Raw genomic sequence first — 15,376 nt, forward strand, 5'->3', positions numbered from 1 at the left:
TGCTGGTCCGGGCACTGTTTTCAGAAGCCCTTCGTTAGGGGTTTTCTGAGTTTTGAATCTGATTTTTCTACTACGGTACCGTAGCGATACGGCACGCACGCTTCTTCCACTATGGGCAAGAAACACTTCTCCGGCGATACGCCCGGCCGCCGTGGCCGCCCCACCGGCAACTCCAGCGGGGGCGAAGGCTTCCGCAAATTCTCTCAGCCCGGCCGCAACCGCGACGAGCGGGGAGCAGGCAGCGCCCCGCGTTTCGGCGGCCGCGATGATGCCCGCGGCAACGACCGGCCCGGCTTTGGCCGTCCGGCCAGCGGCAGCTTCACCGGCCCGAAGAAATTTGGAGGGGTAGGAGGCTTCGGCAGCACCAAGAAGTTTGGGGCAGCCGGTGGCAGTTTCTCCCGTAACAATGAAGGGCGGAGCGGCAGCTACGGGCAGCAGGGTGGCGCCCGCCGCTTTGAAGGAGGCGAGGACCGTCGCGACGAGCGGCCGATACGCTCCTTCGAGCCCAAGAAATCCTGGCAGGGCCAACCTTATAGCCAGGAGGGCAAGCCTACCGTACCCCGTGGCCTGCCCGGTGAGCGGAACCGTCGGTTTGTTAAACAAAACCCCAACAGTCAGGACGAGCCCCGCACGGAAGGATTCCAGCCGCGGGAGTTCCGCGACAACCAGAGCCGCCGCCCTGCCGCGGAAGGGGAGCGGGAAATTCGGCCGGCCCGGCCCTTCGACTACCGGGGCCGCCCCGATGACCTACCTACGGACCGCCGGGCTGAGCGTTCTGATGACCGGCGTTTTGACCGAAACGCCGGAGGCAATGACCGGCGCGAGTTCGGCAACCGCAAGCCGGGTGGCTTCGGGGCTGAGCGCCGCGAAGGCGGCTTCGGGGGCGGAAGCTTCGGGGAAAAGCGCACTGCCCGTCCCGGCGGCTTCAACAGCCCCAACCGGCGGGAAGGCCGCTCGTTCGGCGAGGAGCGAACCGGTGGTTTCCGGCAGCCGCGGGAAAGCCGCTCGTTTGAAGAGCGCCCGAAGCGGGCTCACGACGAGTTCAAGGGTAGGGGCAAGCAAACGCCCGAGTCGAACCAGGCCGGCAAGCGCAAGTTTGGGGAAGTAGCCGGGGAAGCCCCTGACTACAAAAACCTCAAGTTTTACGAGGAAGACAAAACGCGCGGCAATAAGCGCCGCCGCGAGGAAGACGACCTGGCCAGCGGCGAGGTGCGCCTGAACCGCTACATCGCCAACGCAGGCATTTGTTCCCGCCGTGAAGCCGATGCCCTGATTGCGGCCGGCGAAATCAAGGTGAACGGAGAGGTAGTAACGGAAATGGGCTACAAGGTGCAGCCCTCCGACACGGTGCAGTACGGCAAAACCAACCTCAACCGCGAGAAGCTGGTGTACGTGCTGCTCAACAAGCCCAAAGACTACATCACGACCACGGATGATCCGGAAGGCCGCCGTACAGTGATGGAGCTGGTGAAAAGTGCCTCGAAAGAGCGTGTGTTTCCCGTAGGCCGCCTGGACCGCAACACCACGGGCCTGCTGCTCTTCACCAACGACGGGGAGGTAGCCCAGAAGCTTTCCCACCCTTCGCACCGCAACAAGAAGATCTACCAGGTAGAACTTGACAAGCCCCTGACCGAGGAGCACCTGCGCCAGATTGCCGAGGGCCTGGAGCTGGAAGATGGCAAAGCCGAAGTGGACGACGTGGCCGTGGTAGCGGGCAACCCACACTTTGTGGGCGTAGAAATCCACATTGGCCGGAACCGCATTGTGCGCCGCATCTTCGAGCACTTAGGCTACGATGTGGTAACCCTGGACCGGGTGCAGTACGCTGGCCTGACCAAAAAAGACCTGCCCCGTGGTAAGTGGCGCTTCCTCACCGAGAAAGAAGTCATTCGCCTGAAGTATTTCATGTAGGCACGCAACCACCGCTTCGGCTGGTGGCTCTTACTGGTGAGATGATAAAAGGATAAGCCGGCGTTTGCTGAATGCAGCGCGGCTTGTCATTTCGTCATCTCACCATTTTACTACCCCTCACTGCTGGTTTAGTGCGCACCCTGGCCCTTGATATTGGTAACACAGCCGTGAAGTACGGCTGCTTTGAGGCCGATGTATTAGTGGAATCGGCTACCGGCCAGACGCCGGAGCAGGTGCGTGCTGCAGTGGCACGGTTGCGCCCCGAGCATGGGGTAGTGGCTTCCGTAGCGGAACCTGCCGCCGCTTGGGCAACCGAGCTGCGTCCGCAGATTCCTGGCCAGGTGCTGGAGTTTGCGCCGGCTACTACCCCGCTACCTATTGCCAACGCCTACGCTACCCCCCACACCCTGGGCGCCGACCGGCTGGCTGCGGCCGTAGGCGCCGCGTGGCTGCTGCCAGGCCGCAACGTAGTAATTGTGGATGCCGGCACCGCCATCAAATGCGACCTGGTGGAGGGAGGCCACACGTTTCGGGGAGGCAGCATTGCCCCGGGGCTAGCCATGCGGTTTCAGGCCCTGCACACGTTTACGGGCCGGCTGCCGTTGGTAAGTCACTTACCCAACGTGGAAGCTTCCGTGCCCCTCACCGGAACGGACACCGAGTCTGCCATCCGCAGTGGGGTAGTGAACGGGGCCGTGGCCGAAGTGCGTGGCCTGCTAGCCGACTATGAGGCCCAGTATCCTGGCCTGGCCGTGGTGCTGGCCGGCGGGGACGCGGCTTTTTTCCGTGCCCGGTTGAAAGGACCTATCTTTGTTATTCCAGAGCTCGTGCTGATTGGGCTCCACCGAATTTTAGTACACCATGTCTCAACCTAACTTCACCGGCCTGGCCGGTGGTCTTTCGCTGCTGGGCTTGCTGGTGGCTTCGCCGGCCGTACTGGGGCAGGGCCTCGGCAACTCGCCTTACTCGCGCCTGGGCCTGGGCGACGCCAGCCTGAATTCCGGCGGTGTGCGGCAAATGGCAATGGGCGGCATTGGGGTAGCGGCGCCCAACAGCGTAAACGTCAATGAAATCAACCCGGCGCTGCTGTACTATACCACCCGGACCACTTTCGAAGGTGGCTACAGCGGGCAGTTCAAAACGCTGCGCAACAATGTAAGCCGGCAGCGCACGGGCTCGGCCAACCTGGGCTACCTGGCCCTGGCAGTACCCATTAACCGGCGCTGGGCCGGCGCTATCGGCCTCAAGCCCTACAGCGCCGTTGACTACGAGTCCACGACCGTAGATAATAGTGTGGCCGGCGACCCGAACGCGCAGGTAGAAAAGCAGTACAAAGGAAGCGGCGGCTTGGCAGAGGCCTACATGAGCCACGCCGTGCGGGTGGCCAAGGGACTCACGGCCGGCGTATCCGTGGGGTACGTTTTTGGCAGCATCGATCAGGAAGCCGGAACCCGGGTGGGTACTTCTGCTACCTCGTTGGAGCTGACTAACCGCGACATCTACCAGCAGCATATCCATTACTCCGACTTCGCTTTCCGGGCCGGGGCACACTACCGGGGCAAGTTCAACGACAAGCTCAACTATAACGTAGGTGGTACCTACAGTTTCCGTTCCAACCTGAATGGGGAGCGGAGCCTGAGCCTGATCCGGCAAACCTACGAAGGCTTGCAAACCTCGCTTACGGCCCTGGAAGTAGATGCTACCGGCCGCGCCCAGGTGCCCGCTCTCACCCAGCTTGGCATCAGCCTCGATGATAACCGAAGCTGGAGCGTGAGTCTGGAAGGTACCCGCCAGCAGTGGTCGCAGTTCCGGGCATTCGGGGAGCAGGGCGGTTCATCCGGCATCCCGCTCAGCGACACCTACCGAGTGGCAGTTGGGGGTGAGCTGACGCCAGACGTGAGTTCCGTGGACAGCTACTTTAAGCGGGTAACGTACCGGGCGGGCCTGAGTGTGGCGCAGCTCCCGTACCGGCCCGGGGGCAACACCCTCTACGACCGGGCCGTGAGCTGGGGCTTTGCTTTTCCCCTGCCCACGGCTACCCCGCTCGATGCCACTACCATTAGCCTGGCGTTTATGTACGGGCAGCGAGGCAACACCAACACCCTGCAGCTTGCTGATGGCACCCTGGAGCGCAACGTGAAGGAAGACTACGTGCGGATGCAGCTGGGCGTAACCCTGAACAACCGCTGGTTTATCAAGCGCCGCATTCAATAAGGCCGTCATGACCTCAGGCTATTTCCGTTACCTGATACTGGTGCCAGGGTTGCTGCTGGCCAGTGCCGTAGCCGGCTGCCACAAGCGGGAGGAGGAAGTGGCCGCGAAGAAAATCAGGTACACGGGGCCCACCATGGAAACGCAGAATCTGCTCATGATTGTGAGCGACTCGGCCAAGCTCCGCATTCGCCTGACTTCCCCATTGCGCCAAGACTTTGAGAATGGCAACCAGATTTACCCGAAGGGGGTTGAAATTACCTTTCTGGGTGAAGACGGCACCACCGTGGTCAACACCATCAAGGGGAATTACGGGCTGTTTGATAAAAGCACGAGTCTGTACACGCTGCGCGGCAACGTGCGCGTAACTAACGTGCCCAAGCAGCAGAGCATGAATACGGAGGAAGCTTTCTTCGACCAAAACAAAGCCCTCATTTATACCAAGAAGGAAACCGAAATCCGGGTTACTACCCCCACCGAGGTGCTGACCGGCCGGGGCCTGACGGCCAATCAGGATTTCTCGCTCTACAGTATACTCAACCCTACTGGCGTCTTCACCCTTCAAAACGCGCCCGCGGCCAATCCTGCCCCGGCTGCTACCCGCTAACTACCGCATGAAACGTTTCTGGGACCCTGGCATCAGCCGTACTCTTCTGTTTGTTGCGGGCGTCGTGACCTTCGTCATTGCTTCTTACCAGACCCTGGTAACCGGTAATATGGAAGGCCTCTACCAAAATTACTGGCTGTTCATGCTGTCATTCGGGGCCATCATCTGGCTGCGCTACCTTCGTCAGCAGGATAAGATTGCCGCTGCCGAAGCCGAAGCGGCCCGCAAAGCCGCCGAAGCCGCCGCCCGAAAACAGCCCAAGAAGAAACGATAGGCCCCCGGCAGGGCAGAACCAACGGCCGGCCGTTGCCCCAGGATTCATTCTTCCTCGTAGCCGCCTACCCCACCATTACCAGAAAAGCCTTTCCTGTCCCGGAGGAAAGGCTTTTTTTATGGCTAACCCGGCGCCCGCTTACCAGAGCGGGTCATCTGACTGAGCCCTCGTCATTTCATTACCGAATGACCACGTTTTTTGGTTATTTTGCACCTCTTTCCACTTTTCTTACTGCGCTTCTTTTCAAGTAAATGGCATTAATCAACACGATTCGGGAAAAATCGGGCTGGGCAGTCGGGGCCATCATCATCGGCCTGCTGCTCTTTATGCTGGGGGGGGACTTCCTGTATGGCCGCAGCAGCATCTTCGGCAAGAATGATCTGACGGTCGGCGAAATTGCCGGTGAAAAGGTGGAATACGAGGCGTTCAATGCTACCCTGGAGCAGGCCAAGCAGGGCTTCATTGCCCAGCAGCAGCGCCAGCCCGATGAGCAGGCCATGGGCTACCTCCGCGACCAGGCCTGGAACCAGACCATCTACCGCATTGCCTTCCAGAAGGAATTCGACAAGCTGGGGCTGAAAGTATCGGATGAAGAACTAACCGATATGGTGCAGGGCAACAACATTCACCCCAGCATCCGGCAGGCCTTCACTGATCCGGCTACCGGCCAGTTCGACCGTACCAAAGTAATTGAGTACCTGCGCAACCTCGATAAACTGCCGCCCCAGGCTCAGGATGCCTTCCGCAACTTCGAAGCCAACCTTGGGCCGGAGCGCATGGCCAGCAAGTACAACAACCTGCTGAAGCTGAGTACCTACGTTACCTCGGCCGAAGCCAAGCGCTTCGACCAGGCCCAGAACACCCGCGCCACCCTGCGCTACCTGATGGTGCCTTACTTTGCCCTCTCCGATTCGAGCGTGCAGGTTACCGACAGCCAACTGCAGGCCTACCTCGATAAAAACAAAGGCCGCTACAAAGTGGAAGATGGCCGCAGCATCGAGTACGTATCCATCCCGGTAACGGCCTCGCCCGAGGACAGCGCCACGGTGCGTAAGACCGTAAATGAGCTGGCTACCCAGTTTGCTACGGCCCCCGTTGATTCGGCCTTCGTGAAGCTGAACTCCGACGCGCCCACCAGCCCCGCCTACCTCTCGCCGGCCGATATGCCGGAGAAGCTACGCGAGCAGCTGCCCCTGCAGGTAGGCAAAGTATATGGTCCGTACGCCGAAAACGGCACCTACTCGCTCTATAAAGTATCGGGCCAGAAGGCCGGTGCCCAGGCTGCAGCCCGGGCCAGCCACATCCTCATCAAGCCCGAGGGAACTACCCCCGAGGCCGATGCCGCCGCGAAAGCCAAGGCCACGGAGGTACTCAACAAAATCAAAGCTGGCGCTGATTTCGCGGCTATGGCCCGCCAGTACGGCACCGATGGCACTACCGCCACCGGCGGCGACCTGGGCTGGTTCCAGCAGGGCCGTATGGTGCCCGAGTTTGAGAAGGCCGTCTTCGGCGCTACCTCGGCCGGGCTGCTGCCGGCCCCAGTGAAAACCTCGTTCGGCTACCACATCATCAAGATTACCGCTCCCAAAACGGCGCAAACCTATCAGGTAGCCACGGTGCAGAAAAGCATTCAGCCCACCGACGCTACCCGCGACGTGGCCTACCAGAAAGCCCAGGCGCTGAAAGGCGAAGCCACCAGCCTGGAAACCTTCCGCGCCGCCGTAGCCAAGGACAAGAGCCTGCAGAAAGTAGAAGCCAAAGGCCTCGGCCGCGGCGACCAGGCCGTAAATAACCTGCAGGGTGCCCGCCAGCTGGTGCGCTGGGCCTACGGCGTAAACCCTGAGGGTGAGCCCACCGAGGTCGGCGACGTTTCGGAGGTATTTGAAATCGGTGACCAGTATGTAATTGCTGTTCTAACCGGCGAGCGGAGCAAAGGCACGGCCGACCTGACCAGCGTGAAGCCCGAAATTACCGCTGCTGTACGTAACGAATTGAAGGCCGAGCAGATCATGAAAAAGCTGAACGGCACCAAAGGCACGCTGGAGCAGATTGCGCAGGCTTACGGCAACGGCGCCCAGGTGAAAACGGCCGAGGGCGTAGTGCTGGGCCAGGGCCTGATTCCGGGCCTTGGCAATGAGCCGGTGGCTGTAGGCAAGGCCTTTGGCCTGAAGCCCGGCCAGAAGTCAGCGGCATTTGCCGGTGAGCAGGGCGTACTGATTGTAGAGCCCGTTAGTGTGCAGGCAGCCCCCGCTACTACCGATGTGAAAGCGGTACGCCAGCAGCTGACGGCTCAGCGCGCCGCCCGCGCCGACGGCCTCATCTACGAAGCCATTAAGCAGCACGCCAACATCAAGGACAACCGCACCAAGTTCTTCTAAGCCGGAGCCTGCTTACAACAAAAAAGGGCCGTACCTTAGGGTGCGGCCCTTTTTTAGTGTCGGGTTGGTGAGGTGGTGAATCAGTGAGATTGCTGTTTTGGCGGACCATATGCGCCACTTGCGCAAACGGAACAACAAACTCCCCATTTCACCAGCTCACGGACCACCGTCCGGCACTCCGGGCCCGGTCTTTTCGTTATGTGCCTATGAACCAGTCGTTGCGTTTGATTTTAGGACATGGGAGTCTGGCGGCCCTGCTGCTAACGGCGGGGCCGGTGGTGGCGCAGCAGTCGGAAGACAGTGCCGTGCAGCTCGCCCGGGAGTATGAGCGGACCGGGGAGCATGAAAAGGCGGCTTACCTCTTTGGCCGGCTCCGCCCCGACGAGCAGACGGCCCCCAACATCCTGCCCGATTACCTGGCAGCCTTGCAGGCGCTCAAGCGCGACAAGGAAGCCGAAAAGCTTGTGAAGCGGGCTCAGCGCCAGCGCCCCACCGACCTAGCCATGGGCGTGACCCTGGGCCAGGTGTATGCCAAAGCCGGCGACCAGGGCGCGGCTCAGAAACAGTGGGACCGGGTGCTGGCGCAGTTAACCAGCGCTCAGGTAGTGCCGGTGGCAACCGAGTTTCAGAAGGCGGGCCTACCGGAGCTGACGGCCCGCACTTACCTGCGGGGCCGGGAGTTGGCCAAAAACGAAACAGAGTTTGCCCCCCAACTCATTCAGCTATACACGCAAAGCGGCCAGACCGACAAGCTGATGAGCGAAACCCTGCGCCTGGTGCAGGACGACGAGCAGCAGCTGCCCTTCGTGCGCAACATGCTTCAGAATAGCCTGCAGGACGATAAGGACTTCGCGGCCCTGGAAAAAGAGCTGCTGACCCTGGTACAGAAAAACCCCGAGCGGGGGGTGTACAGCGAACTGCTGCTGTGGCTGCAGGTGCAGCGCCGCGACTTCACGGGGGCGCTGGTGCAGGCCAAAGCCCTCGACCGGCGGGGCCGCACTGAAGGGCAGCGGGTACTGGAAGTAGCCGAAATTGCCCGCCGCAACAAAGACTACGAAAGTGCCATCAGTGGGTACGAGTACTTGGTGCGCGAGTACCGCGGCCGGCCCTACTATGCCCTGGCCCGCCAGCGCCTCGTGCAAACCCGCGAGGATCAGGTCCGCACTACCTACCCCGTAAGCGTAACCCAATTGCGCAGCCTGCTGCAGGACTATCAACAAGTACTCACCGACCTGGGGCGTACCCCCGAAACGGCGCCGGTTCTGCGCAGCATGGCTGCCCTGATGGCCTTCCAGCTCGATGAAAAGGATGCGGCCATCAAGCTGCTCAATGAAGTGATTGAAATGCCCCGCGCCAGCCTTGATGTGGTGGACCAGGCCAAGATCGACCTGGCTGACATCTATTTGCTGCGCGCTGAGTCCTGGGAAGCTACCTTGCTGTATTCGCAGGTTGAAAAGTCGCACAAAGACACCCCATTGGGGTACGATGCCAAGCTGCGTAATGCCCGCCTTAGCTACTTCGCCGGCGACTTCAAGCTGGCCCAGAGCCACCTGGATATTCTGAAGCAGGCAACCAGCCGCGAAATTGCCAACGACGCCATGCAGCTTAGCCTGCTTATCACCGATAATACGGCCATGGACACCGCCGGCGTAGCCCTGCGCGACTACGCCACGGTAGAGCAGCTCGTGTTTCAGAACAAGATTCCGGACGCCCTGCGCGGCCTGGATGCCCTGCTGCAGAAGTACCCGGGCCACGCCCTACAGGATGAAGCTTGGTTTCTGAAAGCGCAGCTGCTGCGCCGCACCGGCGACTACCCTGCCGCTCTGGTTACGCTGGAAAGCATTACGGCTAACCCCAAGTACGATGTGCTCAGCGATGATGCGCTGTTCTTAGCGGCCAGTATTCAGGAAGAGAATCTGCAGGATTTCGGTAAGGCCCAGCAGCTCTACAACCAGGTACTGGTGAAGTACCCCGGCAGCATTTACGTGGCCGAAGCCCGTAAGCGTTTCCGTAAGCTCCGCGGCGACGTTGTGAATTAAACACAGTTAAATCGGCTGAAACCCCAAAGGCCCCCGGGCGCAATAGTTGCGGCCGGGGGCCTTTTGCTTGGTATTCGCTACCTTCCCCGAGAAGCGAAACCCCGGGTGTCCATTCCTGCCTAGGCGCATCAAAAGGCCGTTGCTTTACTTTATTAGAAATTTGCTTTTAAGAGAAGCAAGCTATTCAAACGAGTTATAAGTAGGGCTTGCTCTACGGATGTGCATAACATGAATATTGTAAAGCAAGCCGATGCAGCTACCTGCGCCTGGGTCCGGAACCGGGTGGGGGGTAGGTCCGGCGCTTTAGAAGATAACCAACTGATTTGCTACCGCCAGCCGGAAGCGCAGCTACTGGCCTACCCCTTAGTATATGTTCCGTTCGTGGCAAAGGGCCGCCGGAAGAGCCATTTTTCTTTGTACTTTTGAAGATACAGCCCACGGTGGCCCCCCTGCACGAGTATGGAAAAAAGATGGATTCGCAAGCCCACGCCCGACCCTGAAAAAGTTCGGCACCTGGCCGACGCACTGCGCGTCAACGAGGCTATCATTTCCCTCCTGTGCCAGCGCCAGGTGTGCACCTTCGAGGAGGCCCGGGCCTATTTCCGTCCATCCCTCGATTCCCTGCCCGACCCGCTGCTGATGCGCGATATGGACCGCGCCGTGGAGCGGCTGGTGCGGGCCCTGCATATGGGCGAGCGGGTATTGGTATTCGGCGACTACGACGTGGACGGCACCACTTCCGTGGCCTTGGTGTATAGTTACCTCTGCCAATTCTTCGGGCCCGAGCGGGTGGACTACTACATTCCGGACCGCTACAAGGAAGGCTACGGAGTATCGGAGGCGGGTATCGACTTCGCGGCCGATTTTGGCTACCAGCTCATCATTGCCCTGGACTGCGGGGTGAAAGCCGTTGAGAAGATTGCCTACGCCAACACGCGCGGAGTTGACTTTATCATCTGTGACCACCACTTGCCCGGGGCCGATTTACCGGCGGCCGTGGCCGTGCTTGACCCCAAGCGCGCCGACTGCCCGTATCCGTTCAAGGAATTGTCGGGCTGCGGAGTGGGCTTCAAGCTGATGCAGGCCTTTACCCAGCACCAGGGCTGGCCCGAGGAGCCCCTCCACGAGTTGCTGGATCTGGTAGCCGTCAGCATTGCCGCCGACATTGTGCCGATTACGGGCGAAAACCGGACCCTGGCCTATCACGGGCTGCGCCTGATCAACGACCGGGTGCGCCCCCAGCGGCCTGGCCTCGATGCCCTCCGCGAGCTGGCCGGGCTGCAAACGGCCGAGCTCAACATCAGCAGCCTGGTATTTGGTTTCGCACCCCGCATCAATGCGGCGGGCCGTATGGGCGACGCCAAACGCTCGGTGGCCATGCTGCTGGCCGAAAGCACCGACGAGGCCAAGGAAAAAGCCGGGGTAGTGGATAAAACCAACCAGGAGCGCCGGGGCTTTGACACCAGCATTACGAAGGAAGCTCTGGAAATGATTGAGCAGGATGCCCTGCTACGCTCGGCCCGTACCACCGTGCTGTTCAAGCAGGACTGGCACAAGGGGGTAGTCGGCATTGTGGCCTCCCGCTGCCTCGACAAGTACTACCGCCCTACCATCATCCTGACGGAGAGCAACGGCAAGGCCACGGGCTCGGCCCGCTCGGTAGTAGGCTTCGATGTGCACCAGGCCATTGAGGAGTGCGCCGAGTTGCTTGATCAATATGGGGGCCATATGTACGCGGCCGGCCTTACCCTGCCCGTGGAGAACGTGCCCGCCTTCCGCGAAAAATTTGAGCGGGTGGTAGCCGGCCGCATCCTGCCCGAGCAGCTAATTCCGCCCGTAGAAATCGACCACGTGCTGCAGCTCAGCGACATCACGCCTTCATTTTTCCGGCTGTTGAGCCAAATGGAGCCGTTCGGGCCGGGCAACCCCAATCCGGTATTTGCCTCCGAAATGGTGTACGCCACCCCCGACTCGGCGCGTATCGTCGGCAATTCCCACCTCAAGCTCACGCTCACTCAGGACGGCCGCCATACGGTAGATGCCATCGGCTTTGGGCTGGGCGAGTACCACGAGCAGATCCGGCAGGGGCAGCCATTCAGTGTGTGCTACACCATTGAGATGAACGAGTTCCGGGGCGTGAAAAACCTGCAGCTGCGGGTAAAAGACATTCGCTGGGAGTAGCGAACAGCCCACAGCTACAGCGCAGCATCAGCAGGCGGAAACCGGCAGCACGTACTGATTTTTATTCCAGCCCGAATAGCCTTCCCGCACCTAGGTGCCCATGGGTCCGCGCGCAGTGCTGCCAGCTACCGTTGGCGGAAGTGCTTGCAGCCGTACCTGCATCACAGTGCCCTTGAGGCAATGCTCTTGCCGAACTTGCCGGTCCACTTATAAGCCCCCGTAGCCGTGCAGTGCCGCAACAAGGTCGGGTTACCTGCCTTTGCCGGATAGCAGAAAACGGAACGTCTTGTGTAGGGCGTGCCGTTGCGCAGGCAGCCCGCGCTACCCCGTGCCTGCTTGCAGAGAGGCCGGGCCGCAATGCGTACCTTGGTGCGGGCGTTAACAACGTCTTTCCCTCTTATCTATTCCGTTTTAATGAAAGCAGTTTATCTGGCGCTCGGGCTCGGGCTGGCTACCACAGGCACTATCGCCGCTCAGCAACCGGGCGGCTATCAAATTAACCTCGATCTGCAAAATATTCAGAACGACCGGGTTAAAGTAGTCATCAACACGCCGGCCGTGAAAGAGGCCCAGGCTACCTACGTAATTCCCTCGGTAGTACCGGGCTCGTACTCCAAAAAAGACTACGGCCGCTTTGTCACCGATTTCAAGGCCTTCGACAAGCAGGGCAAGCGCCTGAAGGTGAAAAACAACGGGCCCAACCTGTTCGTTATTGATAACGCCAAAAATCTGGCCCGCCTGGAGTACCTCGTGGATGACACCTGGGACGCCAAGCAGGACGACTCGTTTATCTTCCAGCCCGGCGGCACCAACATCGACGCCGGCCGCAACTTCACCATCAACCACTACGGCTTCTACGGCTACCTCGAAGGCTACAAGATGCAGCCCTACCAGGTGAGCGTGCAAAAACCCGCGGCCCTCTACGGCGCCACCGCCCTGGACGTGCGCCGCGAGTCGGCCACCCAGGACGTATTCACGGCCCCCAACTACGTGACCCTGGCCGACGGCCCCATCCTGTACGCCAAACCCGATACGGCCAGCTTCAGCACGGGCGGCGCGCGCATTTCGGTGGCGGTGCTGTCGGAGAGTGGGGTTGTGAAAGCCACGGAAGTCAGCCAGATGCTGCGGCCCGTGTCAGAGGCCCTGACGAAGTTTTTCGGCAAGATGCCGGTGTCGAAGTACCAGTTCCTGTTCTACTTCCCCAGCCTGAACTCGCCGCTCAACAGCAAGAACGGCGGCTACGGAGCCATGGAGCACAGCTATTCCTCGCTCTACTTCCTGCCCGAAATGCCCGACCCCGACCGGCTGCGCAGCATGGTGCTGGAAGTGGCCTCGCACGAGTTTTTGCACATGCTGGCCCCGCTCAACATTCACTCGCGCGAAATCGGGGAGTTCGACTTCCGCGACCCGAAAATGTCGCAGCACCTGTGGCTCTACGAGGGCGTGACGGAGTACGTCTCGCAGCTGGTGCAGGTGCGCGGCGGCCTGATTTCCCCCGAGGAGTTCCGGGAGCGGATGAAAGGCAAAATCGACAATGCCGGCAAGTTCGAAAACGTGTCGTTTACGGAAATGAGCCGCCGGATTCTGGAGGCGCCCTACAAAGACATGTACCCCAACGTGTACGAGAAGGGTGCCCTGATTGGCCTGCTGCTCGATATCCGCATCCGGGAGCTGAGCCAGGGCCGCCAAACCCTGCGCGACGTGCTGCTGGCCCTGCGCGAGAAATACGGCCCTACCCGCTCCTTCGAGGACAGCCAGCTGATTCCGGAAATGGTGGCCCTGACCAGCCCCGAGCTGCAGTCCTTCTTCGACCGGTACGTGGTAGGGAAGGAGCCGCTGCCCCTGGCCGAGTACTTGGGCAAAATTGGGTGGGTGTACGCGCCCGTGGGCCAGACCCGGGTGAAAGCTTTCGGCAACCTGGGCTTCGGCTACGATCAGGCCAAAGACCAGTTCCGGGCCGTGAAAACCAAGGCCGAGGATAACGCTTTCGGCCTGAAGGAAGGCGACGTGATTGTGGCCGTAAACGGGCAAGCCGTAACCATGCAAACCGCCGAGAAGCTGCTGCGCCCCCTGGTAGAGCCCAAAACCACCGACCCCGTGCGGGTGAAATTCCGCAGCGGCTCCGGCCCCGAGCAGGAGCGCCAAGCCAGCCCCCGGGAGTTTGAAGTGGAAGTCAAAAACCTGGTGGAGCCCGTGCCTACCCCCACCCCCGACCAGCAAGCCCTGCAGGACGGGTTGCTGAAAGGGTGATAGAGTGATGGGGTGAATAGTAACAGGTAAAAGGCGATGAGGTGGAACGTGCAATGCCGAGTTCGCCTTCCGCCACTCCATACTGATTTTTTTCTGCCTAGTTCACCTGTCACTCATCACCTCTTCACCATTTACCTCATCACCTTTCACTTCATCACCGTTTACCTTTGCCCCATGATTCTGCGAGCTGAACATCTGGTCAAGAAATACAAGTCGCGCACGGTGGTGAACGATATGTCGCTGCATGTGGAACAGGGCGAAATTGTGGGCTTGCTAGGGCCCAACGGCGCCGGCAAAACCACCTCGTTTTACATGACGGTGGGCATGGTGAAGCCCAACGAGGGCAAAGTGTTTCTCGATGACAAGGACATCACGAAGTTGCCCATTTATCAGCGGGCCCGGCTCGGCATCGGGTACCTGGCCCAGGAGGCTTCCGTATTTCGCGACCTGACCGTGGAAGAGAATGTGCTGTCGGTGCTGGAAATGACGGATCTGCCCAAGCAGGCCCAGCGCGATAAAGTGGAGGAACTGCTCAACGAGTTTAGCTTAACCCATGTGCGCAAGAATTTGGGGCGGGTGCTGAGCGGCGGCGAGCGGCGGCGCACCGAAATTGCCCGCGCCCTGGCCGTGGACCCTAAGTTCGTGCTCCTCGACGAGCCTTTTGCCGGGGTTGACCCCATTGCCGTAGAGGAAATTCAGGGCATTGTGGCCAAGCTTAAGCATAAGAACATCGGCATCCTCATCACCGACCACAACGTGAACGAAACCCTCAGCATCGTGGACCGGGCCTACCTCTTATTCGAGGGCAAACTGCTGAAAGCCGGCACCGCCGAGGAACTGGCCGAAGACGAAATGGTACGCCGCGTGTACCTGGGCAAACATTTTGAGTTGAAGCGTAAAATATAATCGCAGATTGTGCAGATTACACCGATTTCACAGATTTGATCATAGATTATTACTGTCCTATTGACGTCAGTAAGCATATCTGGAAAATCAGTATTAGCTGCATATTCTGTAATTGATGGAGTATAAGTATAAGGAACTAACCCACCGGGTGATGGGGTGCGCGATGCAAGTGCACCGGGCGCTGGGGGTGGGGTTTCCGGAGGTGGTGTATCAGCGAAGCTTGGCCCTGGAATTAGAAGCGGCGGGTATTCGGTTTCAGCGAGAAATTCAGGTGCCGCTATTTTACCGCGGACAAGAGGTCGGCTTCCGACGCGCCGACTTCATGGTGGAGAGCTGTCTGCTAGTCGAGCTGAAAGCCGTCAGTGAAATTATACTACTCCACCAGCAGCAGATAATCAACTACTTAAAGGCCTATCAGCTGGAAATAGGCTTGCTGCTGAATTTTGGTGAAGCCAGCTTACAATTTCGTCGCTTTATTCGCACAAGCCAGTAAGCGTAAGGCTCTGATGCAACAGTTGAGATGTACCCCAAAAACAAACTAGTAACTCTGCCTCGTATCAGCCATTTTGTTACACGCAGACGGAGCCTGTTTTGCCTCCTACAGCTCTTCGCCCTCTCC

At 59.8% G+C, this 15,376-nt stretch carries 11 protein-coding genes; all 11 read left to right on the top strand.

Features of this window, described 5'->3' with window-relative positions; translation table 11 throughout:
• Positions 1-111 precede the first annotated feature (111 nt).
• Positions 112-1,911: a pseudouridine synthase gene (locus GGU46_RS19770; RefSeq protein ID WP_183405289.1), complete on the top strand. Its 1,800-nt coding sequence runs from the start codon at positions 112-114 to the stop codon at positions 1,909-1,911.
• Positions 1,912-1,994: 83 nt separating this feature from the next.
• Positions 1,995-2,786 (top strand): type III pantothenate kinase, encoded by a 792-nt coding sequence (locus GGU46_RS19775; RefSeq protein ID WP_183405290.1) that lies wholly within the window; start codon positions 1,995-1,997, stop codon positions 2,784-2,786.
• Positions 2,773-4,125: an OmpP1/FadL family transporter gene (locus GGU46_RS19780; protein ID WP_183405291.1), complete on the top strand. Its 1,353-nt coding sequence runs from the start codon at positions 2,773-2,775 to the stop codon at positions 4,123-4,125. The genes GGU46_RS19775 and GGU46_RS19780 overlap by 14 nt, the downstream gene beginning before the upstream one ends.
• A gap of 7 nt (positions 4,126-4,132) precedes the next feature.
• Entirely contained in the window at positions 4,133-4,729 is a 597-nt protein-coding gene (lptC, locus tag GGU46_RS19785) for an LPS export ABC transporter periplasmic protein LptC (protein WP_183405292.1), read from the top strand.
• A 7-nt stretch (positions 4,730-4,736) separates the two neighbouring features.
• On the top strand, positions 4,737-5,003 hold the full coding sequence (locus GGU46_RS19790; protein ID WP_183405293.1) for a hypothetical protein: 267 nt from the start codon (positions 4,737-4,739) through the stop codon (positions 5,001-5,003).
• Between the two features lie 251 nt (positions 5,004-5,254).
• Positions 5,255-7,381: a peptidylprolyl isomerase gene (locus tag GGU46_RS19795; protein ID WP_183405294.1), complete on the top strand. Its 2,127-nt coding sequence runs from the start codon at positions 5,255-5,257 to the stop codon at positions 7,379-7,381.
• 206 nt (positions 7,382-7,587) lie between these two features.
• Positions 7,588-9,420, top strand: a complete 1,833-nt coding sequence (locus GGU46_RS19800; protein WP_183405295.1) for a tetratricopeptide repeat protein — start codon at positions 7,588-7,590, stop codon at positions 9,418-9,420.
• Between the two features lie 459 nt (positions 9,421-9,879).
• Complete coding sequence (gene recJ / locus GGU46_RS19805) at positions 9,880-11,601, top strand: single-stranded-DNA-specific exonuclease RecJ (protein WP_183405296.1); 1,722 nt, start codon at positions 9,880-9,882, stop codon at positions 11,599-11,601.
• Between the two features lie 414 nt (positions 11,602-12,015).
• Positions 12,016-13,851: a M61 family metallopeptidase gene (locus GGU46_RS19810; protein WP_183405297.1), complete on the top strand. Its 1,836-nt coding sequence runs from the start codon at positions 12,016-12,018 to the stop codon at positions 13,849-13,851.
• Between the two features lie 174 nt (positions 13,852-14,025).
• Positions 14,026-14,757, top strand: a complete 732-nt coding sequence (gene lptB, locus GGU46_RS19815) for an LPS export ABC transporter ATP-binding protein (RefSeq protein ID WP_110976052.1) — start codon at positions 14,026-14,028, stop codon at positions 14,755-14,757.
• A gap of 115 nt (positions 14,758-14,872) precedes the next feature.
• Positions 14,873-15,250, top strand: a complete 378-nt coding sequence (locus GGU46_RS19820; RefSeq protein WP_183405298.1) for a GxxExxY protein — start codon at positions 14,873-14,875, stop codon at positions 15,248-15,250.
• Positions 15,251-15,376 lie beyond the last annotated feature (126 nt).

Origin of the sequence: Hymenobacter latericoloratus, from assembly GCF_014199535.1 — a bacterium.
In the GTDB taxonomy this organism is placed as follows: Bacteria; Bacteroidota; Bacteroidia; order Cytophagales; family Hymenobacteraceae; genus Hymenobacter; species Hymenobacter latericoloratus.